The organism is Paenarthrobacter sp. NEAU-H11 (assembly GCF_050573415.1).
In the GTDB taxonomy this organism is placed as follows: domain Bacteria; phylum Actinomycetota; class Actinomycetes; order Actinomycetales; family Micrococcaceae; genus Arthrobacter.
Genome location: NZ_JBNZGA010000004.1, coordinates 315,926 through 337,134, shown reverse-complemented (window position 1 = coordinate 337,134; position 21,209 = coordinate 315,926). Strand labels below are relative to the sequence as shown.

The following is a 21,209-nucleotide window of genomic DNA, read 5'->3' as shown; positions in this document are numbered from 1 at the left end:
CAGGGTTCGCCTGTTGTGTGGAAGCTACTTAAACCTCAGTGCCACAGCCCGCCAGCATTCACAGCACCACAGAATCAATCTGCTACAGAGCCGGAGATACTTGATGAGCCACGATCTGACAACGACAGCGGGAAAGATCGCCGATTTCCGCGACCGCCAGGCGCGTGCCGAACAGCCCTCCGGTCCCGAAGCAATCGAAAAGCAGCATGCGCGCGGCAAGAATACGGCCCGGGAGCGCATTGCGCTCCTCCTCGACCAGGACTCCTTCGTTGAATTCGATGCCCTGGCTGTACACCGTTCCACGGCGTTCGGCATGGAGAAGAAAAAGCCGCTCGGTGATGGACTGGTTTCCGGTTACGGCACCGTGGACGGGCGCCTGGTGGCCGTGTACAGCCAGGACTTCTCGGTTTACGGCGGGTCGCTGAGCCAGGTCAACGGCGAAAAGATCGTCAAGGTGCAGGAGTTTGCGCTGCGCAACGGCTGCCCCGTGGTGGGCATCCTGGACGGCGGCGGAGCACGCATCCAGGAAGGCGTTGCCTCGCTGGCCATGTTTGCGGACATCTTCCGGAACAACGTCCACGCGTCCGGCGTGGTCCCGCAGATTTCGCTCATCATGGGCCCGTCGGCAGGCGGCGCTGCTTACTCCCCCGCGCTCACCGACTACGTGGTGATGGTGGACAAGACCTCCCACATGTTCATCACCGGTCCGGACGTCATCAAGACGGTCACCGGAGAGGACGTTGACATGGAAACCCTCGGCGGTGCGCGGCAGCACAATGCCACCACGGGCACCTCCACCTACCTCGCCTCGGACGAAGCGGACGCGATCGAGTTCGTGCGCGAACTGCTGGACTTCCTGCCGTCCAACAACCTTTCGGAGGCACCCGTCCTGGAGCACACGCAGGAACTGGAGCTCGACGACGACGACCTCGCCCTGGACGCGCTGGTCCCTGATTCCGCCAACCAGCCCTACGACATGCGCACCGTGGTTGAGCAGATCGTGGACGACGGCCACTTCCTGGAGATGCAGGCCCTCTACGCGCCGAACGTGATGATCGGCTACGGCCGGGTGGAGGGCCACACGGTGGGCATCGTCGCCAACCAGCCCCTGCAGTTCGCCGGCACGCTGGACATCGCCGCCTCGGAAAAGGCTGCCCGGTTCGTCCGCCACTGCGACGCGTTCAACATCCCCATCATTACCCTGGTGGACGTTCCCGGCTTCCTGCCCGGCAAGGACCAGGAATTCCAGGGCATCATCCGCCGCGGCGCCAAGCTCCTGTATGCCTACGCCGAAGCCACGGTTCCCAAGCTCACCGTGATCACCCGCAAGGCCTACGGCGGCGCCTACATCGTGATGGGCTCCAAGAAGCTCGGCGCCGACCTCAACCTCGCCTGGCCAACCGCCCAGATCGGCGTGATGGGTGCCCAGGGTGCCGTCAACATCCTGTACCGCCGCGACCTTGCGGCGGTTGCGGAGGCCGGCGGCGACGTCGAAGCACGGCGCGCCGAGGTCATCCGGCAGTACGAGGAAGAGCTCCTCAACCCCTACCAGGCGGCTGAACTCGGCTACGTTGACGCCGTCATCGCCCCGTCCGAGACGCGGCTGCAGATCATCAAGGGCCTGCGTGCCCTGCGCGACAAGCGCGCCAGCCTCCCCGCCAAGAAGCATGGGAACATCCCGCTGTGAACGCGGAAAAGCCGGTGGCCAAGGCTGCCGAAACCGAGGCACCCGCTGAACCCCTGCTGTCCATCGTCAAGGGGCAGCCCACCGCCGAGGAACTGGCGGCGCTGACCGCCGTCGTACTTTCCCTGGGCGGTGCAGAACAGGCGGAGACGGAGAAGCCGCCGGTGCGGCACTGGGTCCGCCGCCAGCAGCTGAGGCTGGAGCCCACCCCCGGCCCCGGAGCGTGGAAGCGAAGCCGCGGCTGAAAGGCAGGCCTTCCCGGATTCCGGGCGCTAGTCTCGGAGTGTGACTACAGACACCTCTCCTGCCGCCCGCCCGCACACCCGGATTGACGCCGTCGCAGATGACTACACCGAGACGCTCATCAGGCTCAATCCGTCCTTCGCCACCACCCTTGGCCTTGCCGGACACGAAACCGAATACCAGGACTTCTCCCCCGCAGGCATCGCCGAATTCGCGGAGGCCGCCCGGAAGGCCCTGGTTGACCTCGAAGGCCTCGAGCCGGAGGACGACGTTGACGCGGTCACCCTGGACGCCATGCGGGAGCGGCTGGGCCTGCAGCTGCTGATCCACGCCTCGGGATGGGATTACGCCGACCTGAACAACATTGCCTCCCCCGCCCAAGACATCCGGGCGATCTTCGACCTTATGCCCACGGAGACCGAACAGGACTGGCGGCATATTGCCGGCCGCGCGTCCAACGTACCCGGCGCCATCGCCGGGTATACAGAATCCCTGCGGCAGGCGAAGGACGCCGGCCGGGTGGCCGCCGCCCGCCAGGTGAAGATCGTCATTGAGCAGGTGACGAAGTACGCCGCGGAGGATGGCTTCTTCGCGAAGCTGGCGGCGGGGGCAGCCACTGCCGCCGGGCCGCTGCCCCCAGCCATCCGGGAAGAGCTCGACGCCGGTGCTGCCGCCGCCAGGGCAGCCTACGCCGGGCTGGCGGACTTCCTCCGCGCAGAGCTGCTGCCCGCAGCGCCCGAAAAGGATGCCGTGGGCCGGGCCCGTTACGCCCTCGCCTCCCGGTCCTTCCTCGGCGCCGCCGTGGACCTCGAAGAGACCTACGCGTGGGGCGTGGAGGAACTGGACCGACTCATCGCCGAGCAGGAACAGGTGGCCCACACCATCAAGGACGGCGCCACGATCGCCGAGGCCAAGGAGATCCTGGACAACGATCCCGCCCGCCAGCTGAAGGGCAAGGACGCGCTGCGGCGGTGGATGCAGGAACTCTCCGACAAAGCCGTGGCCGAGCTTGCCGGCGTCCACTTCGACATCCCCGACGTCATGAAGACGCTGGAATGCCTCATTGCCCCCACCGACGAGGGCGGCATCTACTACACCGGCCCGTCCGACGACTTCAGCCGACCGGGCCGCATGTGGTGGTCAGTCCCCGCCGGTGAGGACACGTTCACCACCTGGGCCGGAACCACCACTGTCTACCACGAGGGCGTCCCGGGCCACCACCTCCAAGTGGCCACCGCCACCTACCGCCGCGAGTTGCTGAACAAGTGGCGGCGCAACGTGTGCTGGACTTCGGGCCACGGCGAAGGCTGGGCACTGTACGCCGAGAAGCTGATGCAGGAACTTGGCTACTTGAGCGACCCGGGCGACCACATGGGCATGCTGGACATGCAGCGGATGCGCGCCGCCCGCGTGGTGTTCGACATCGGCGTCCACCTTGAACTGGAGATGCCGGAACGCTGGGGCTCCGGCACCTGGACCCCGGACAAAGGATATGAATTCCTGAAGGCAAACCTGCCCATCAGTGAAGGCCAGCTGAATTTCGAGTTCACCCGCTACCTGGGCTGGCCCGGCCAGGCGCCCTCCTACAAAGTTGGCCAGCGCCTGTGGGAGCAGATCCGCGCCGAACTCGAAGCCCGCCCCGGGTTCAACCTCAAGGAGTTCCACACAAGGGCTTTGAACATCGGCTCCGTAGGACTGGACACCCTGAGGCGGGCACTGCTTTCCTAGCTCTGGCTCCGCAGTCGCCCCGGCCCGCCGAGGGTGCCTTCCTCTGCTTGCTGCTCCTTCGTCGCTTTGACGCAAGCTGACGGAAGGCACCCACGTCGGGCCTTTTGCCGTATCGCGCGAGATGTTAAGCACACTCAGGCAGGGAATAAGTAACATGGCCGCCGTACAACCTTGATTTCCCGGGGTTTTTGGGCGCAGGCCGGATCGATGGACGCGTAATATTTCTCAATGTTCGTTCGCCGTGGTATTCGGGGTGGCTCTAGCGTGTTCGGGTGAGCACTCAGACAAGCACCCCCTCCCCTGCCGGGAAGACCGGCTTCCAGCTGCCCAAGTGGGCCGGCTCGTTCGGCGTCCAGATCATCGCCGCCCTCATCGTGGGGCTGGGCCTCGGCCTGCTGGCCAAGTACACCGGCAGCACCAAGGCAGCCCCGAACGGCCTCGGCGCCACGCTGCAGACCATCGGCTCCAGCTATGTGTCCCTGTTGCAGACCGCCGTCGTACCCCTGATCTTCACCGCTGTGGTCAGCTCCATTTCCAACCTTCGCCAGGTGTCCAACGCCGCGAAGCTGGCCTGGAACACCCTGCTGTGGTTCGCCATCACGTCGCTGATCGCCGTACTGATCGGCATCGGGCTGGGCGTTCTCCTACAGCCCGGCGCCAACACGGGCATCACCCAGGAAGCCAAGTACTCCGGCAAGTCCGGTGACTGGTGGGCCTTCCTGGTCGGCCTGTTCCCCAAGAACTTCCTGGGACTGGGCGCCAGCTCCACCGTTGCCGAGTCCGGCGCCGTCACCACCTCGGTCAGCTTCAACGTGCTCCAGATCCTGGTGATTGCCATCGCCGTCGGCGTTGCCGCGCTGAAGGTGGGCAAGGCTGCCGAACCGTTCCTGAACCTGAACGCCTCCGCACTGGCTGTCATCCAAAAGGTGCTCTGGTGGATCATCCGCATCGCACCCCTGGGCACCGTGGGCCTGATCGGCAACGCGGTGGCTGTCTACGGCTGGGACACCATCGGGGCCCTCGGCAAGTTCACCTTCGCCATCTACGCGGGCCTTGCCCTGGTGCTCTTCGCGGTCTATCCCATCCTTGTCCGCACCCACGGCCTCTCCGTCAAGCAGTACTTCTCGGGCGTGTGGCCTGCCGTCCAGCTGGCCTTCGTCTCCCGCTCCTCCGTGGGAACCCTGCCCCTGACCCAGCGCGTCACCGAACGAAGCCTGGGCGTCCCCCGCGCCTACGCCTCCTTCGCCGTTCCGCTGGGCGCCACCACCAAGATGGACGGCTGCGCCGCCATCTACCCCGCCATCTCCGCGATCTTCGTGGCCCAGTTCTTCGGCATCCAGCTGGACTTCACCCAGTACCTGCTGATCGCTCTGGTGTCCGTCCTCGGTTCCGCTGCCACCGCGGGAACCACCGGAGCCGTGGTGATGCTCACGCTGACGCTGTCAACGCTGGGACTGCCGCTGGCCGGCGTCGGACTCCTCCTGGCCATCGATCCCATCCTGGACATGGGCCGAACCGCAGTGAACGTGGCCGGGCAGGCACTCGTCCCCACCATCGTGGCCAAGCGCCAGGGCATCCTCGACGAGCAGCTGTACAACGCTCCCCGCAACGGCACGCCCTTCGTGGACGATTCTGTTGCCGGCGCTGATACCGATGCCCCGTCCGACGGAACCGCCACGGACACCGCCTCGCGTGAACTGGACGACGCGAAGGCCTAAGGGCCTCTGCTCACCCCCTGCAACAACACAGTAGAAGTTCCCGGGAAGTCTTCCCGGGAACTTCTACTGCGTTAGGCGGCTGGCCCACTTGGCGTCATGGCCGCGTCAGTGACCGCCGCCGCCGATTATGCCGTTTTCCACCGCCTTGGTGACAGCGTCGGCCTCGGCCTGCGTCAGCTTTCCGTCCGTGACGGCCTGGTCCAGCCGCGTCTTGAGGGCCGCAGCCTTCGCGGCCTGCCTCTCCGTGCGGAGCTCCTCCAGAGCAGCAGTGACCTTGGACTCCTCGATGCCCAGCGATTCGGCAAGCGACTTGGCCAGCGCGGCATCGCGGGCGGCGGGGTCCGGCCTCTCCCCCTCCGCAGGCGGCGTGGCAGGCTTATTGGCTTCGCGGAAGGCCTGGAGCGCTTCGGCCACCTTGGCTTCGTCGACACCCAGCTTCCCGGCGAGCGCGGCTGCCTGGGCTACGCCCCGTTCGCCGCCCCGGCCGTGCTTGCCCATGCCTCCGCCGGGAGCGGTGCCGGTGCTCCCGTCCGGGGACGCGCTGGAGCTGGCACTGGGCGTGGGAGCGGGTGCGGTGGTGGCGGAGGCCATGCCGGCAACTCCGATACCGGCACCAAGGGCCAGCGCCGTAGCTGACAGGCCAAGGGTCATCTTCTTTGTGCGTGACATTACGTGTCTCCTGGATCCGCCGTCGGGTGACGGCTGCTAATGATTGGTCCTTTTCGGGACACTTCCAGAATTGGGCAGCAAGTCATGCGGGGCCTGTTCGGAACCTTTCATTCTCCTGTGAAAGTAAGTTGCGCAGAGTGCAAAGTTGCACATAGTGTAAACGGGTGACTGTTTCTGCAGAGTCTGTCCAAGAGGGAACCTCCGTCCCGCCACCGGCCGCACCATCGCGCCGCGAGCTGAACAAGGCGGCCACCCGCCAGGCCATTACCGACGCCGCACTGGGCCTCCTGCGAACCAAGGGCCCCGGCAACTTCACGGTTGAGGACATCGCAGACGCCGCCGGGATTTCACGCCGGACGTTCTTCAACTACTTCGGCAGCACCGACGCCGCCCTGGCCTCCATCACCCATGGCTTCCTGGATAACGCGATACAGCAGTTCAAACTCCGGCCCGCGGAGGAGCCCATCCTGCAGTCGGCGCAGGAGGCCCTGATGGCGCTGGCGGACCCCATGACAGTGGCCCCGCTGGCAGAACTCTTCACCCTGACCCAGCAGAGCACGCTTATGTCCCACTCCGAACTGGAAGCATGGGACCACTGCCGGGAACAGATCACCGCCGTGGCACGCAGCCGGGCTGCCGCCACTCCGGGCGCCGAAAACGAGCTCTACCTCCGTGCCCTGGCCGGTTCCGTCATCTCCTGCGGCAAGGCGGCAATGGAGGTCTGGTTTGCCCGCCGCGGCGCGGACCTCTCGCCGGCATCCCTGGCCGAGCTGCGGCAACTGCTGATCGACGCCATGGCACTGCTCGGCTCAGGCTTCACCACAGGCAGTGCACCTGCCCCATCCTCTTCCGCCACCCGTTCCTCCTGATCAGATCGGTTTCCTCGCATGGCACTGTTCCTGTACCGCCTGGGCAAATTCTCCTACCGCCGGCGCTGGCTGGTCATCTCACTGTGGCTTGCCGCCCTGGTGGCCGTGGGTGGTTCCGCCGCAGCCTTCCACGGCACACTTTCCAACAACTTCCAGATCCCAGGCACTGAGACGCAGCGGATCGCGGACAAGCTGAAGGAAGAGCTTCCCTCGGCGTCCGGAGGCACCGCCACCATCGTCTTTGAAGCGCCCGACGGCGGTTTCACCGCCGGGAGCCGGGCCGCCGTCTCTGAGGCCCTGGAGAAGCTCAAGACCGTGCAGGGTGTCCGCGGCACCGTGGATCCCTTCGCCACCCAGGCCCAGGTGGACCAGGCCGGCCATGCCATCACCGACGGCGAGCAGCAGCTTGCCGCAGGCCAGGCACAGCTGGACGCCTCCCGCGCCCAGCTTGAAGCCGGGCAGGGGCAGCTCGCCGCAGCGGAACAGCAGCTGGCGGCGGCCGGCGCCCCGGCGGCCCTGATCGAAGCCCGGCTCGGCCAGCAAAAGGCAGCACTTGCCGAAGGGCAGGCCCGGCTCGAAGCCGGCACCCGGGAACTGGAAGCGGGCAAGGCAAAGCTCGAGCTGGGCAAGCGCCAGGCCGAGGCATCGTCCGCCATCCGCTTCGTGTCGGAGGACGGGCGCGCGGCAGTGGCACAGGTGCAGTTCAACACCTCCATCAATGGCCTCAGCCCGGAGGTCCGCCAGCAGGTCCAGGACATCGCCCACGAAGCTTCCGCTGCCGGCGTGACCGCCTATGCCAGCAAGGAGATCACCGAGGACATCTCCGAACTCTTCGGCGCGGCCGAGGTCATTGGCATCGCCGTCGCGGCCCTGGTCCTGATCCTCATGCTGGGCACCCTGGTTGCCGCCGGGCTGCCGCTGCTGATGGCGATCGTGGGCGTCGGCATCGGCGTCGGCATCACGTTCGCCCTGTCCGGCCTGTTCGACATGAGCTCCATTTCACCCATGCTGGCCCTCATGCTGGGCCTGGCCGTCGGCATCGACTATTCCCTGTTCATCGTGAACCGGCACCGGACCCAGCTGCTCGCCGGAATGGATCCGGAGGAATCCGTGGCCCGGGCAACCGGAACGTCCGGCAATGCGGTGGTCTTCGCCGGGCTGACCGTGATCATCGCCCTTGCGGCCCTGGTGGTTCCCGGGCTGCCCTTCCTCGCCGTGATGGGCCTGGCCGCGGCCGGCACCGTGGCAGTGGCTGTCCTGGTGGCCATCACCCTCACTCCGGCCATGCTGTCCCTGATCGGGCGCCGCATCATCTCCCGGCGGGCCTGGGCCAAAGCCGAGGCCCACAACGCCGAACCCGGCCATGAAGCAGCCGATGAGGCAAAGGACCGCGAACGCAGCACGCACGGCTGGGGCGGCCTGGTCACCCGGCACCCCATCGTGGCGCTCCTGGCCGGGGTGCTCCTCCTCGGCACCCTCGCGCTCCCGGCCACCCAGCTGCAGCTTGCACTGCCCGACGGCGGCTCGGAGCCGGTGGACTCCGAGGCCTACCAGGCCTACGACCTGACCGCGCGGAGCTTCGGCGAAGGCGTCACCGGCCCCATCGTGGCTGTGGGTGAGTTCCCGGAAAACCTGGACGAGGCCCAGGCGCAGGCACTGCAGTACGACGTCGCGGACAAGCTCCGTGCCGTGGACAACGTGGTGGCCGCCGTGCCCGTCGCACTCAGCGAGGACCGCCGCACCGCGGTGTTCCAGGTCATCCCCGAGGAAGGCCCGGCGAGCGCCAGCACCGTCCGGGTCGTCTCGGAGCTTCGCGGCCTGAATGACGACATCCAGTCCGAGTATGGCGTCGCCATGGGCCTCACCGGCCAGACCGCCGGCAACATCGACGTCTCCACGAAGCTCGGCGACGCCCTGCCGCCCTACCTGGCAATCGTCGTCGGACTTTCCTTGGTCCTGCTCCTGCTGGTGTTCCGCTCCATCGTGGTGCCGCTGCTGGCAACCGGCGGCTTCCTGCTGTCCCTCGCCGCTGCCTTCGGTGCGGTGGTGGCCGTGTACCAGTGGGGCTGGCTGGGTGGCGTGTTCGACGTCGCCAACCCCGGCGCCGTGCTGAGCTTCCTGCCCATCATCCTGATCGGCGTGCTGTTCGGCCTGGCCATGGACTACCAGGTGTTCATCGCCTCCGGGATGCGCGAGGCCTACATGCACGGGTCCTCGGCCAAGGAAGCCGTCCGGGTGGGCTTCCGCCACGCGGCCGCCGTGGTGACCGCCGCCGCGATCATCATGGTCAGCGTGTTCGCCGGCTTCATCTTCAGCCACCTCACCATGGTCCGGCCGCTGGGCTTCGCGATGGCGTTCGGCGTGCTCCTGGACGCCTTCGTGGTGCGCATGACCATCGTTCCGGCCGTGATGTACCTGCTGGGCGAAAAGTCCTGGTGGCTTCCCCGCTGGCTGGACCGGATCCTGCCGGATGTGGACGTGGAGGGCGCCAAGCTCAGCCGGCCCGAGGCCGCACGGGCGTCCGGGGAACTGGTCCACTAGGCTGGAACCGTGCCCCGCCTGATTCTCGCCTCCCAGTCGCCCGCCCGCACCAAACTCCTGGCCGAGGCCGGCATCCGCCACACCGTCCTGGTCTCGGACGTGGACGAGGACGCCGTCCAGGCCCGGTACGGCGTTACCGACCCCCATGACACCGCGCTGCTGCTTGCCCGGGCAAAGGCCGAAGCCGTGGCCGCCCTCCCGGAAGCAGAAGGGGCGCTGGTCCTTGGCTGCGATTCCGTCTTCGAATTCGACGGCGAGGCGCACGGCAAGCCGTACACCGCCGCCGTGGCCCGTGAGCGCATGCTGCGGATGAGCGGCAACACGGGGGTGCTGCACACGGGCCACTGGCTGGTGGACTGCCGGGACACCGATCCGGACGACGACGGCGGCGGGGAACAGGGTTCGGGCGCCACTTTGGGGACGGTTGCCTCCGCCGCGGTCTCCTTCCTGGAGATGGAACCGGCCGAGATCGATGCCTACATCGCCACCGGCGAGCCGCTGCACTGCGCCGGGTCCTTCACCATCGACGGCCTGGGCGGGGCGTTCATCCGGAAGGTCGACGGCGACCCGCACACCGTCGTCGGGCTTTCCGTCTCCACCCTCCGGGACCTGCTGGCCTCGGCGAACGTGCGCATCACCGACCTCTGGCCCGCTTGAGCGGAGCCCCGCCCGGCGCGGTAAAAGCGCCGCATTTCGTAGCGTCTTGTAGCTTCCCTACAAAGGCTGGAGCGTTTACACGCGGATTCCGCAAGTAATATCGGCGGAACCCTCAAAACCGCGCTAGGCTCCCTGAAGGAAAGAAGGAGACGCCTTGTCAGCAAATTTGGAGCAGTCCGCAGGAACCACGCAGTCGACCCTCACGAAGGTGCTGATCGCCAACCGCGGTGAAATTGCCGTCCGCATCATCCGCGCCGCACGTGATGAAGGCATCGCCTCCGTGGCGGTCTACGCGGACCCGGACCGTGACGCCCTGCACGTCCGCCTCGCTGACGAGGCCTACGCCCTGGGCGGGAACACCGCGGCCGAGTCCTACCTGGTGATGGACAAGATCATCGACGCCGCCCTCCAGTCCGGCGCCGACGCCATCCACCCCGGCTACGGCTTCCTTGCCGAAAACGCCGAATTCGCCGCGCGCGTGATCGACGCCGGCATCACGTGGATCGGCCCGTCGCCGGAAGCCATCTCTGCCCTCGGCGACAAGGTCCAGGCCCGGCACATCGCCGAAAAAGTGGGCGCCCCCCAGGTTCCCGGCACCGCCGACCCCGTGCAGTCCGCCGAGGAGATCCTGGACTTCGTGGACCAGTACGGCCTGCCGGTGGCCATCAAGGCCGCGTTCGGTGGCGGCGGCCGCGGCATCAAGGTGGCCCGGACCAGGGAAGAAATCCCCGAACTGTACGAGTCGGCCGTCCGCGAAGCCACCGCCGCCTTCGGCCGCGGCGAATGCTTCATCGAGCGCTTCCTGGACGCCCCCCGGCACGTGGAAACCCAGTGCCTGGCTGACGCCCACGGCAACGTCGTGGTGGTCTCCACCCGCGACTGCTCCCTGCAGCGCCGCAACCAGAAACTGGTGGAGGAGGCCCCCGCCCCGTTCCTGACCGAGGACCAGAACCGGCGCCTCTACGAATCCTCCAAGGCCATCCTCAAGGAGGCAGGCTACCTGGGCGCCGGCACCTGCGAATTCCTCGTGGGACAGGACGGCACCATCTCCTTCCTGGAAGTCAACACCCGCCTGCAGGTGGAGCACTGCGTTTCCGAGGAAGTCACCGGCATCGACCTGGTGCGCGAGCAGTTCCGGCTGGCACGTGGCGAAGAGCTCGGCTACGGCGACCCCGAGGTGCGCGGCCACTCCATCGAATTCCGCATCACGGGTGAAGACCCGGGCCGGAACTTCATGCCGGCTCCCGGCACCGTGCGCGTGCTGAAGAATCCCACTGGCCCCGGAGTCCGGATCGACTCGGGCATCGAACAGGGTGACGAGATCAGCGGCAACTTCGACTCCATGCTCTCCAAGCTGATCGTGACGGGCGCCAGCCGGCCACAGGCCCTGCAGCGGGCCCGCCGCGCCCTGGAGGAGATGGTGGTGGAGGGCATTCCCACCGTCATCCCGTTCGACCTCGCGGTGGTTTCCGATCCCGCATTCGCCCCGGCCGAGGGCCCGTTCAAGATCCACACCCGGTGGATCGAGACAGAGTTCGTCAACAACCTTCCGGCCTGGACGCCCGACGGAGTTGCTGACACCGACGGCGCGGAAGAGCGCCGGCGCGTGGTGGTGGAAGTGGGCGGCAAGCGGCTCGAGGTGGTCCTGCCCGCCTCCCTCGGTTCCCTGGGAACGGGCGGGGCGGCAACGGCAGCCAAGCCCGCCAAATCGAAGAAGCGCTCACGCTCCGGCGGCCCGGCTGCCGCCACCGGCAACGCCCTCACCTCCCCCATGCAGGGCACCATCGTGAAGGTCGCCGTCGCGAACGGCGACCTTGTGACCGAGGGAGACCTGGTGGTGGTCCTCGAGGCGATGAAGATGGAGCAGCCGCTGACCGCGCACCGCTCGGGAACCATCATCGGGCTCCAGGCATCATCCGGCGAAACAGTGTCTGCCGGCGCTGTCATTGCCATCATCGAAGACTAAGCGCCGGAGGCACCCATGCTCGCACCCAGCTTCCAGGAAGAAGTGGACCGCTACCACCTTGCCGTCCCCGAAATCACCCAGGGCAACCCCGGCCCCATCAAGGAGCTCTATTCGCGGCTCGACGACGTCACCCTGGCCAACCCGTTCGGCGGGATAGCCCGCGGCTGGGCACAAGTGGAGGCCAGGCTGGACCAGGCTGCCCGGCAGTTCCAGGACGGACAGATGCTCGGGTTCGACACCATCTCGTCCTACACCGCCCGGGACACCGCCTACCTCGTGGAGACCGAACATTTCCGGGCACGCCTGGACGGTGCTGCCGCCGCGGAGGAGTTCGCACTCCGGGTCACCAGTATTTTCCGGCGCGAGGAAGGCTACTGGAAGCTCGTGCACCGGCACGCGGACCCCGCCGCGCGGCCGCAGTCGCGCCGCTCCCTCACCCAGCCTGCCAGCTGATATTGGCTGACAGACCGGTCTCCAACCGGCACACTTAGCAGATGTTGCCTTTCCTGCTCCTGGCCTCGCGGGCGGAGGATGCTGCCGCCGAGGACGAGTATGCCGCCTACCTCCGGTACGGCGGGCTGGAGCCGCGGGAGCTGCGGAGGGTGCGCCTGGAAGCTGCGCCGCTGCCCAGCCTGGACCTTTCCAGCTACTCGGGCGTGATTGTGGGCGGCAGCCCCTTCACCTCGAGCGATCCCCCGGAAACGAAATCCCCCGTCCAGCACCGGGTGGAGCGCGAGCTCGCGGGACTGCTGGACGAACTGGTGGCCCGCGACTTCCCGTTCCTGGGGGCATGCTACGGGGTGGGGACGCTGGGGCGGCACCAGGGCGCCGTGATCGACAGGACCTACGGCGAACCCCTGGGCGGGGTGGAGATCGAGCTGACGGAGGCCGGGCTTGAGGACCCCTTGCTGGAGGGACTCTCCCCGACATTTACGGCGTTCACCGGCCATAAGGAGGCCTGCACCGTCCTGCCCCCGCAGGCGATCCTGCTGGCCCGCTCCGCGGCCTGCCCGGTGCACATGTTCCGGGTCCGGGAAAACCTGTATGCCACGCAGTTCCATCCGGAGCTGGACGCTGAAGGCCTGTGCACCCGGATCGACATTTACCGGCACGCGGGGTATTTTCCGCCGGAGTCGGCCGAGGAGCTGATGGAGAGCGCCCGGCAGTTCACTGCCACCGAACCCATGAAGATCCTGCGGAACTTCGTGGCCCGCTACGCCCGGTAGGCATGAAAATGCCCGGCAGGCCGCAGGGCCATACCGGGCATCTCCATCAGGACCGGGTCAGGCCACGTTGTTCTCGTAATCCAGGTCGCGGGTCTCCTTGCTCACAAACAGGGCAATGAGGGTCAGGACGGCCATGGAGGTCAGGTAGATGCCCACCAGGACCGGGCTGCCGTCCGCCATTTCCCACAGCGCCACGGCGATGAACGGGGCCACCGCCGCACCCAGGATGCTGGAGAAGTTGTAGCTGACGGCTGAGCCCGTGTACCGGACGTTCGTGGGGAACAGTTCGGGCAGCAGCGCACCCATCGGCCCGAACGTCAGGCCCATCAGGGAGAAGCCGATCACCAGCAGCGCCATGGTGCCAATGAAGCCGCCGCTGAACAGCGGGACGAACAGCAGGCCGAAGACGAAGATGCCGCCGGTGACGGCCAGGAGCATCTTGCGGCGGCCGTACTTCTCGGCCAGCGGTCCGGAGACCAGCGTGAAAATGCCGAAGAAGACGACGCCGGCGATCAGCATCCACAGGAAGTCGTTGCGGGTGTAGCCCAGGCCTGGGACGAACGCGGCGGCGGCCGCTTCCGACATAGGCTTGCCGGCCTTTTCAGCCGCGGCCCTGGCGGCCTCGAGGCTGGCGGGGCGGGTGCCGTAGGTCAGGGTGAAGGTGGTCATCAGGTAGAAGAGCACGTAGGTGGCGAGCATGATGAACGTACCCAGGATGAGCTGGCGCCAGCTGGTCTTGAACACCCGGCCCAGCGGCAGTTTGGCGACCTCGTTGGACTCGATCACCTTGGTGAAGGCGGGGGTTTCGATCAGCTTGAGCCGGACGTACAGGCCGATGATGACCATGACGGCACTGAGCAGGAAGGGAACGCGCCAGCCCCAGGCCTGGAAGTCGGCCGGGGAGAGTGCGTAGCTGAACACCAGGAAGATCACGTTGGCGATGATGAAGCCGATGGGGGCGCCCAGCTGGGGGAAGGTGCCGTAGATGGCCCGCTTGTTCGCGGGCGCATTCTCGGTGGCCAGGAGCGCAGCGCCGCTCCATTCACCACCCAGGGCCAGGCCCTGGGCGAAGCGCATGACCACCAGCAGCGCGGGGGCCCAGAACGCCCAGCCCGGAACCAGGGCGGTGGGCAGGCAGCCGATGAGGAAGGTGGCAATACCCATGGTGAGCAGGGATGCCACCAGCGTGCCCTTGCGGCCGAACTTGTCGCCGAAGTGGCCAAAGACGATCGAGCCGAGCGGGCGGGCCACGAAGGCCACACCGAATACCGCAAAGGAGCTCAGGAGCTGGGTTGTTTCGTTCTGGTTGGGGAAGAACAGCTGCGGAAAGACGAGCACCGCGGCCGTGGCGTAGACGTAGAAGTCGTAGAACTCGACCGTGGTGCCGATCAGGCTGGCTACGATCACGCGGCCCCGGGAGTTCACGGGCTGCGGGGATCCGGGCACCGTGGAGGTTTCGGTGGATGACATAGGTAAACGCTTTCGTGAGAACCGTCCGGAGGCAGCAGTCGTGCTCCGGGTCGAAATAGTTAGAGTCCAATATTAGTTCCCGCGTTCCAGTGAATGGACAAAAGGTCCAGCATGCGGACAGATGCAGTCCGTCTCATTTTTGGCCATTAACCCTCGCCTAACAGCGGCCCATGGCCGCCGATAGGCAAATGTCACAGCGCGTTAACAAACATCGTCGGTCCGTGAAACGCGGCTTCTTTACCTTGGAGGAACAACATCCCCCGAAGGAGGTACACCGTGACTGTTGATCGCACCGCTGATGCCGGCACCGGCAATTCCCTTGACCTCGACGTACAAGGTTCCGCAGCCGCCAGCGCACAGCCCGGCACCACCCGCACCACAGACTCCCCCGCCCTTGAATTCCGCCCCGGCCGCTGGATCGCCAACTGGGATGCCGAGAACAAGGAGCAGTGGGAAACCGCCGGCCGCACCATTGCCCGCCGCAACCTCAACTGGTCCATCTTCGCCGAATTCCTCGGCTTCGTCGTATGGCAGCTCTGGTCCATCGTTGTGGTCCAGCTGCCCGCAGCAGGCTTCACGTTCTCCACCTCCGAGATTTTCTGGCTCATCTCCATGCCCAGCCTGGTGGGCGCAACCCTCCGCATCCCCTACACCTTCATGGTTCCCCGCTTCGGCGGCCGCAACTGGACCATCGTGTCCGCCCTGCTGCTCCTGATCCCCGCCATCGGCCTCGGACTCTGCGTGTCCAACCCGGAAACCCCCTTCGGCGTCATGCTCCTCGTGGCAGCCCTGGCCGGCTTCGGCGGCGGCAACTTTGCCAGCTCCATGGCCAACATCACGTTCTTCTACCCCGCCCGTGAAAAGGGCTGGGCACTGGGCCTGAACGCTGCGGGCGGCAACATGGGTGCCGCCGTGGCACAGCTCGCCGTCCCGATTGTGATCACCATGCTCGCCGTCGGCAGCGTCAACCTCCCCATGGCCGGCTGGATGTGGGTCCCCTTCATCCTGATCGCCGCGTTCGGCGCCTTCAAATACATGGACAACCTCACCAGCGCCAAGGGTGACGTGGCCGGTTCGATCGCAGCGCTGAAGGAACCGCACCTGTGGATCATGGCACTGCTGTACATCGGCACCTTCGGTTCGTTCATCGGATTCGCCGGTGTCTTCCCCAAGCTCATCAAGGACTACTTCCCGGCCTTCTCCTCGATCGGAGTGGGGACCGTGGCACTGTCCCTCGCGTTCCTCGGCCCGCTGGTGGGTTCCCTGGCCCGGCCCTACGGCGGACGGATGGCTGACCGGATGGGCGGCGCCCGCATGACCATCGCGGCATTCGCTTCCATGGCCGTGATCACCCTGACCATGATCTGGACCCTGCCGCTGAAGAACTTCTGGCTCTTCCTGGCGCTCTTCCTGATGCTCTTCACCGCCAGCGGCTTTGGAAACGGCGCCACGTACCGGATGATCCCGGTCATCTTCGCCACCTCCAGCCGGGCAGCAAAGAACGGCGCCAGCTCCGTAGCCACCCAGCGCCTGGCCTCCTCGGCCCTTGGCCTCATCTCGGCCATCGGCGCCTACGGCGGATTCGTGATCCCCCAGGTACTGAACGCATCGAACTCCGCCAGCGGCTCCTACACATCCGCTTTCTACGGCTTCGTCGGAGCGTATGTCCTGATGCTGGTTGTCTGCTGGGCCTGCTACATCCGCAACGCCAACCGAAATGCGATGGGACACGTCTAACATGACCACAAGCGCCGACACGCACTGCCCTTACTGCGCCCTGCAGTGCGCCATGACGCTCACGTCTCCAACGGGCCTGGCCCCGGCTTCCCAGCCGGGGCCAGTCCCCGTGTCCGCACCACCCGCAGCGGAACATGAAGCGCCCCAGGCGCCCACCAACGTTCCGCTCACAGTCCAAGGACGGGATTTCCCCACCAACCGCGGCGGCCTCTGCCGCAAGGGCTGGACGTCCCCCAGCCTCCTGAACCACGCCGGCCGGATCACCGAGCCGCTGCTGAAAGGCCCCGACGGCGTCCACCGCCCCATCAGCTGGGAGCAGGCCCTGGACCTTGCAGTCGCCGCGGTGAAGGATGCCCGCGCACGCCACGGGGCGGACGCCGTCGGCGTTTTCGGCGGCGGTGGCCTGACCAACGAAAAGGCCTACATGCTGGGCAAGTTCGCCCGGCTCGCCCTGGGCACGTCGAGGATCGATTACAACGGCCGCTTCTGCATGTCCTCCGCCGCGGCTGCCGGGATGCGGGCCTTCGGCATCGACCGCGGCCTGCCGTTCCCGCTGGAGTCCCTGGACACCGCCAGCACCATTTTGATGCTGGGCTCGAATGTGGCCGAGACCATGCCGCCCTTTGTGCAGCACCTCAAGGGAACGCGCGACGCCGGCGGGCTGATCGTGGTCGATCCCCGCCGCTCCGCCACAGCTGCCTTCACGGCCGACGGCGGAGGCCTCCACCTCCAGCCCCTGCCGGGCACCGACCTGGCCCTCCTGCTGGGCATCTCCCACGTGGTCATCCACGAGAACCTGGTGGACACTTCCTACCTGGAGGAACGCACCTCCGGCTACAGCGCCGTAGCCCGCAGCGTCAACTCCTTCTGGCCCGAACGCGTCCAGTCCCTCACCGGCGTCCCGGCCGAACTCATTCGGGAAACAGCCCGCCGGCTCGCCGCCGGGGCCCGCCAGGGCGGCAGCTACATCCTCACCGGCCGCGGCGTGGAACAGCACGTCGACGGCACCGATACCGCAACGGCGGCCATCAACCTGAGCCTCCTGCTGGGCCTGCCCGGTTCCGCCCGCAGCGGCTACGGCACCCTCACCGGCCAGGGCAACGGCCAGGGCGGCCGCGAGCATGGCCAGAAGGCGGACCAGCTCCCCGGCTACCGCAAGATCACCGACCCCGCCGCCCGCGCCCATGTAGCCGGCGTCTGGGGCGTTCCCGAGGAACTTATTCCCGGCCCCGGCCTGCCCGCCGTCCAGCTGCTTCAGTCACTGGGAAAGCCCGACGGCGTCCGTTGCCTTTTCGTCCACGCCTCCAATATCGCCGTGGCTTCCCCCGACGCGAACGCAGTGATCCAGGGGCTCCGCAGCCTGGACTTCCTGATGGTCTGCGACTTCTTTATGTCCGAGACCGCAGCCGAGGCGGACCTCATCCTCCCGGTGCTCCAGTGGGCGGAGGAGGAAGGCACCCTGACCAACCTCGAAGGGCGGGTGCTGCGCCGCCGCCGCGCCCTTGCGCCCCCGCCGGGTGCCCGTAGCGAACTCTGGATCATGGCGCGGCTGGCCGAGGCCCTGGACGCACCGTCCACCTACAGCGAAGACCCCGAAACCGTCTTCGAGGAACTCCGCCTGGCCTCCGCCGGCGGGCTGGCCGACTACTCGGGCATCGACTACGCCATGCTGGACCGCGGGGAGGCCGCCTACTGGCCCTACCCCGCCGGCAGCACCGGCACGCCGCGCCTGTTCCAGGACGCTTTCGCGCACGCTGACGGCAAAGCCGTGATGGTCCCGGTGACGCCGCGCCGCCGTCGTACTCCTGCTGCGCCCCCTGCAGGGGATGGCACAGCTGCCAAGACCATGACACTGATCACGGGCCGACTCCTGGAGCACTACCAGTCCGGCGCGCAGACCCGACGGGTGCCGGAACTGCTGGCAGCGCAGCCGGAGGCACAGGTGCAGATCCATCCGGCAGCCGCAGCATCGATGGGCATCACCGAAGGCGCGCTCGTGTCGGTGGCCAACGAGCGCGGCGAAGTGGTGTGCCGGGCCCAACTCAGCAACGCCATCCGTCCCGAGACGGTCTTCCTGCCCTTCCACTTCCCCGAACTGGAGAGCGCCAACCGCCTCACCGAGGCGGCCACGGACCCCATCTCCGGGATGCCCGAATTCAAGTTCAACACCGTGTGGGTCCGGCCCGTGGCCGTTCCCCTCTCCACCAACGTGCTTCAAACGACGGAGGCCTCATGAGCGAGCAGATTGTCATTGTGGGATTCGGCCCGGTGGCGGCCCGGCTGGTGGACGAACTCCTGCCCGCGGTCCGCACCGGCCTGGCCACCCTGATTGTGGTGGGCGAGGAAGCTGAAGCAGCCTACAACCGGGTTCTCGTCGCCGACCTCGGTGTGGGACGCACCACGGCCGATGCCCTGGCACTCTCCGACGCGGACGCCCTGGCCGGCGACGGTGTGGACGTCCGCCTCGGCCTCCGCGTCCGCAGGGTGGACCGGGCCCGGCAGCAGGTCATCCTCTCCGACGGCGCAGCAGTCCACTACGACCGCCTGGTCTTTGCCACCGGCTCACGCCCGGTCATTCCCAACCTCACCGGCATCAACCCGGACCCCACCCACCCTGTCCTTCCGGCCGGCGTCACCGCGCTGCGCGACCTGCGTGACGCCGACGTGCTGCGCCAGGCAGTGGAGGGCGGCAAGCGGGTAGTGGTCCTGGGCGGCGGCGTCCTGGGCCTGGAGACGGCCCTGGCCGCGGCCGAAGAAGGCGCCACCGTCACCGTGGTCCACAACGGGCCCCACCCCCTGGGACGCAACATCGACCGCGGCGGCGGCGCCGTCCTGGCTGCCAGCCTGCGCCGCTGCGGCGTCCGGATGGCCGGCAATGCCCGCTCCACCGGGGTGGAGCACAACGCTCCCGACGGCGGTTTCTCCGCTTTGCTGCTTGATGACAAGTCAGCGATCGACGGCGACCTCCTGGTGCTGTCCTGCGGCGTCCGTCCCCGAACGGAGCTGGCCGAGGGCTGCGGGCTTTCCACGTCCGCAGGAATCCTGGTGGACCACAAGCTCCGCGCCCACCACGAGCCGCACATCTTCGCCATCGGCGACTGCGCGGAGGTGCGCTGCCCGGACCCTGGCTGCGCATCCTGCCGCAATGCTAAAGGACCGTCGGGCCTGGTGGGGCCGGGCTGGCGCCAGGCCGAATGGCTGGCCGAATACCTGGCCCTCCTGGCCGCAGGCACGCCGGAGCAAGCCGAAGTCCTGCCGGAACTGCCTGCGGAGCAGGCCGGCGTCATCGTCCTGAAGGCACGCGGCATGAACATGGCCGTGGCCGGGGACAACGCTGCCGAGCCGTGGGACGAGGAAGCACTGTCCGCCGGTGCCGTGGACGGGCGCCCGCGCCTCCAGGTTGCCCAGTGGGCGGATCCGGAGCACGGCCGCTACGTGAAGATGACCACCCGCGGCGGCGTTCTTGAAGGGCTGGTGGCTGTGGGCATGCCACGCACCGCCGCCGAGCTTGTGGGGCTGTTCGAACGCAGCGCCGAACTGCCGGCAGACCGGTCCCTGCTGCTGCGCCTTGACGGCCCGGACCAGCTGCCCGGCACGGGTCCCGCCGATCCCGCCGGCACCGTATGCCGGTGCGCGGGCGTCAGCGGAGCCGCCATCCAGGGCGCAGTTGAGGAAGGCTGCTCCACGGTGGCAGACGTGTCCAAGGCAACAAGGGCGGGCACGGGCTGCGGCGGCTGCCACGAGGATATTAAGGGGCTCATCGAAAAACACTTCCAGGCGGTCTCAGCCGCCTGAATTTGGGCCTGGGGGTTGAGGTTCTCCAGCCGCCCTAGGAGGGGTTTGCCGGATTCGCCAGCCTGGCCAGGAAATCCTCCGTGAAGTGCTTTACGCCGTCCCATTCGGTATAGATGTAGTCGCGGGAGGTGTCGAGGTCCTGGGATCCCTTGTCCTTGACGATCTTCTTCATCAGCTGGCGCTTCAGGAAGTTGTACCGGGTGTACAGGAGCGCACCGCCGAACATTGCCACGTGCCGGGGATGCCAGCCGGTCTCCTCCTCGAACTGCTTCACCTGGCTTTCCGCGTTGGCTTCGTCCCCGTGGGCGGCCAGGCTGACCGAAACCAGGGCGGAGGGCACCTGGTCTAGTTCCGTGCGGTTTTCGCGGACGAAGTCGGCAACAAAGCCCTCGTGCTTGCCCATGTGCACCGATGCCGCCACGATGACGCCGTCCTGCCCGTCCGGAAGCCTGCCCGTGTTGTGCTTGAGGTCCACCGTTTCGGCCTGGTGCCCGTGGGCCCGGATGACGTCCGCGATGTACTCGGCTATGTGGGCTGTCTGCCCTTCAAGGCTGCCGTAGGGAATATGGATCTTAGCCATGCTCAACTGTGCGTTCAGGGCGCAGCGGAAGACTAGGGCACAACGTCCCAGCGGCGCGGACCGGTCCGCAGGCCTTCCGGCCCGGGACCCGGCCCCCGGCCAGCATGTGTGGTTACGCCGGTTCCTTGGGAATGATGATCCACAGCACGATGTAGGCGAGTTCGCCTACCCCTACCAGCCCAAAGATCACGAAGCCCAGCCGGACCAGGAATTTCGGGAGTCCAAAGCGGGCTGCCAGGGCTGCGCAGACGCCGCCAATCATCTTGCCGCGGCGCGGCCTCACAAGTGCTGTTGTCATTGCTGGTACCTAACCTTTCATACCGGTT

At 67.1% G+C, this 21,209-nt stretch carries 17 protein-coding genes; 13 read left to right on the top strand and 4 right to left on the bottom strand.

What is annotated here, in order from left to right; all coding sequences use genetic code 11:
* The first annotated feature begins 103 nt into the window (after nucleotides 1-103).
* The 4 genes from ACQ3DC_RS07945 to ACQ3DC_RS07930 all read left to right on the top strand — a co-directional run bounded on the left by ACQ3DC_RS07945 (nucleotide 104) and on the right by ACQ3DC_RS07930 (nucleotide 5,373).
* On the top strand, nucleotides 104-1,687 hold the full coding sequence (locus ACQ3DC_RS07945) for an acyl-CoA carboxylase subunit beta (protein ID WP_157238678.1): 1,584 nt from the start codon (nucleotides 104-106) through the stop codon (nucleotides 1,685-1,687).
* Nucleotides 1,684-1,929: an acyl-CoA carboxylase subunit epsilon gene (locus ACQ3DC_RS07940; protein WP_321215779.1), complete on the top strand. Its 246-nt coding sequence runs from the start codon at nucleotides 1,684-1,686 to the stop codon at nucleotides 1,927-1,929. The genes ACQ3DC_RS07945 and ACQ3DC_RS07940 overlap by 4 nt, the downstream gene beginning before the upstream one ends.
* A gap of 40 nt (nucleotides 1,930-1,969) precedes the next feature.
* Entirely contained in the window at nucleotides 1,970-3,655 is a 1,686-nt protein-coding gene (locus ACQ3DC_RS07935) for a DUF885 domain-containing protein (protein WP_430751952.1), read from the top strand.
* Between the two features lie 272 nt (nucleotides 3,656-3,927).
* Nucleotides 3,928-5,373, top strand: coding sequence for a dicarboxylate/amino acid:cation symporter (locus ACQ3DC_RS07930; protein WP_323056195.1), 1,446 nt, complete (start codon nucleotides 3,928-3,930; stop codon nucleotides 5,371-5,373).
* A 105-nt stretch (nucleotides 5,374-5,478) separates the two neighbouring features.
* Here ACQ3DC_RS07930 and ACQ3DC_RS07925 read toward each other — a convergent pair whose 3' ends face one another.
* Entirely contained in the window at nucleotides 5,479-6,042 is a 564-nt protein-coding gene (locus ACQ3DC_RS07925) for a hypothetical protein (RefSeq protein WP_323056196.1), read from the bottom strand.
* Between the two features lie 164 nt (nucleotides 6,043-6,206).
* On the opposite strand from ACQ3DC_RS07925, the gene ACQ3DC_RS07920 reads away from it, so the two are divergent.
* The 6 genes from ACQ3DC_RS07920 (at nucleotide 6,207) to ACQ3DC_RS07895 (ending at nucleotide 13,301) form a co-directional block, all read left to right on the top strand.
* The gene (locus ACQ3DC_RS07920; RefSeq protein WP_323056197.1) at nucleotides 6,207-6,911 is read left to right on the top strand and encodes a TetR/AcrR family transcriptional regulator; all 705 of its coding nucleotides are present in this window, start codon (nucleotides 6,207-6,209) and stop codon (nucleotides 6,909-6,911) included.
* 18 nt (nucleotides 6,912-6,929) lie between these two features.
* On the top strand, nucleotides 6,930-9,452 hold the full coding sequence (locus ACQ3DC_RS07915; protein WP_430751951.1) for an MMPL family transporter: 2,523 nt from the start codon (nucleotides 6,930-6,932) through the stop codon (nucleotides 9,450-9,452).
* A gap of 9 nt (nucleotides 9,453-9,461) precedes the next feature.
* The gene (locus tag ACQ3DC_RS07910) at nucleotides 9,462-10,109 is read left to right on the top strand and encodes a Maf family protein (protein WP_321215773.1); all 648 of its coding nucleotides are present in this window, start codon (nucleotides 9,462-9,464) and stop codon (nucleotides 10,107-10,109) included.
* Between the two features lie 154 nt (nucleotides 10,110-10,263).
* Nucleotides 10,264-12,075 (top strand): acetyl/propionyl/methylcrotonyl-CoA carboxylase subunit alpha, encoded by a 1,812-nt coding sequence (locus ACQ3DC_RS07905; protein WP_157238681.1) that lies wholly within the window; start codon nucleotides 10,264-10,266, stop codon nucleotides 12,073-12,075.
* Between the two features lie 15 nt (nucleotides 12,076-12,090).
* Entirely contained in the window at nucleotides 12,091-12,528 is a 438-nt protein-coding gene (locus tag ACQ3DC_RS07900; protein WP_104997279.1) for a YybH family protein, read from the top strand.
* 41 nt (nucleotides 12,529-12,569) lie between these two features.
* Nucleotides 12,570-13,301 (top strand): glutamine amidotransferase, encoded by a 732-nt coding sequence (locus ACQ3DC_RS07895; RefSeq protein WP_323056199.1) that lies wholly within the window; start codon nucleotides 12,570-12,572, stop codon nucleotides 13,299-13,301.
* Between the two features lie 57 nt (nucleotides 13,302-13,358).
* Here ACQ3DC_RS07895 and ACQ3DC_RS07890 read toward each other — a convergent pair whose 3' ends face one another.
* Entirely contained in the window at nucleotides 13,359-14,771 is a 1,413-nt protein-coding gene (locus ACQ3DC_RS07890) for an MFS transporter (protein WP_157238683.1), read from the bottom strand.
* A gap of 276 nt (nucleotides 14,772-15,047) precedes the next feature.
* On the opposite strand from ACQ3DC_RS07890, the gene ACQ3DC_RS07885 reads away from it, so the two are divergent.
* Genes ACQ3DC_RS07885 through ACQ3DC_RS07875 form a run of 3 tightly spaced genes read left to right on the top strand, consistent with a single transcriptional unit; the run spans nucleotide 15,048 to nucleotide 20,303 of the window.
* On the top strand, nucleotides 15,048-16,508 hold the full coding sequence (locus ACQ3DC_RS07885) for an MFS transporter (protein ID WP_321215772.1): 1,461 nt from the start codon (nucleotides 15,048-15,050) through the stop codon (nucleotides 16,506-16,508).
* 1 nt (nucleotide 16,509) lies between these two features.
* A complete protein-coding gene (locus tag ACQ3DC_RS07880) occupies nucleotides 16,510-18,744 on the top strand; it encodes a molybdopterin oxidoreductase family protein (protein ID WP_323056200.1) in 2,235 nt (744 codons plus the stop codon).
* A complete protein-coding gene (locus ACQ3DC_RS07875; protein WP_323056201.1) occupies nucleotides 18,741-20,303 on the top strand; it encodes an FAD-dependent oxidoreductase in 1,563 nt (520 codons plus the stop codon). Before ACQ3DC_RS07880 ends, ACQ3DC_RS07875 begins: the two co-directional genes overlap by 4 nt.
* A 34-nt stretch (nucleotides 20,304-20,337) precedes the next feature.
* On the opposite strand, the gene ACQ3DC_RS07870 is transcribed toward ACQ3DC_RS07875, so the two are convergent.
* Together ACQ3DC_RS07870 and ACQ3DC_RS07865 are read right to left on the bottom strand one after the other, a co-directional pair.
* The gene (locus ACQ3DC_RS07870; protein ID WP_430751950.1) at nucleotides 20,338-20,883 is read right to left on the bottom strand and encodes a flavodoxin domain-containing protein; all 546 of its coding nucleotides are present in this window, start codon (nucleotides 20,881-20,883) and stop codon (nucleotides 20,338-20,340) included.
* Nucleotides 20,884-20,995: 112 nt separating this feature from the next.
* Nucleotides 20,996-21,181 carry a PspC domain-containing protein gene (locus ACQ3DC_RS07865; protein ID WP_321215769.1) on the bottom strand — a complete coding sequence of 62 codons (186 nt, stop codon included), beginning with the start codon at nucleotides 21,179-21,181 and terminating at the stop codon, nucleotides 20,996-20,998.
* Nucleotides 21,182-21,209 lie beyond the last annotated feature (28 nt).

Coding starts and splice junctions, on each gene's coding strand:
- ACQ3DC_RS07945 (WP_157238678.1), top strand. CDS start 104: ATGAGCCACGATCTGACAACGACAGCGGGAAAGATCGCCGATTTCCGC.
- ACQ3DC_RS07925 (WP_323056196.1), bottom strand. CDS start 6,042: ATGTCACGCACAAAGAAGATGACCCTTGGCCTGTCAGCTACGGCGCTG.
- ACQ3DC_RS07915 (WP_430751951.1), top strand. CDS start 6,930: ATGGCACTGTTCCTGTACCGCCTGGGCAAATTCTCCTACCGCCGGCGC.
- ACQ3DC_RS07900 (WP_104997279.1), top strand. CDS start 12,091: ATGCTCGCACCCAGCTTCCAGGAAGAAGTGGACCGCTACCACCTTGCC.
- ACQ3DC_RS07895 (WP_323056199.1), top strand. CDS start 12,570: ATGTTGCCTTTCCTGCTCCTGGCCTCGCGGGCGGAGGATGCTGCCGCC.
- ACQ3DC_RS07890 (WP_157238683.1), bottom strand. CDS start 14,771: ATGTCATCCACCGAAACCTCCACGGTGCCCGGATCCCCGCAGCCCGTG.
- ACQ3DC_RS07880 (WP_323056200.1), top strand. CDS start 16,510: ATGACCACAAGCGCCGACACGCACTGCCCTTACTGCGCCCTGCAGTGC.
- ACQ3DC_RS07875 (WP_323056201.1), top strand. CDS start 18,741: ATGAGCGAGCAGATTGTCATTGTGGGATTCGGCCCGGTGGCGGCCCGG.
- ACQ3DC_RS07870 (WP_430751950.1), bottom strand. CDS start 20,883: ATGGCTAAGATCCATATTCCCTACGGCAGCCTTGAAGGGCAGACAGCC.
- ACQ3DC_RS07865 (WP_321215769.1), bottom strand. CDS start 21,181: ATGACAACAGCACTTGTGAGGCCGCGCCGCGGCAAGATGATTGGCGGC.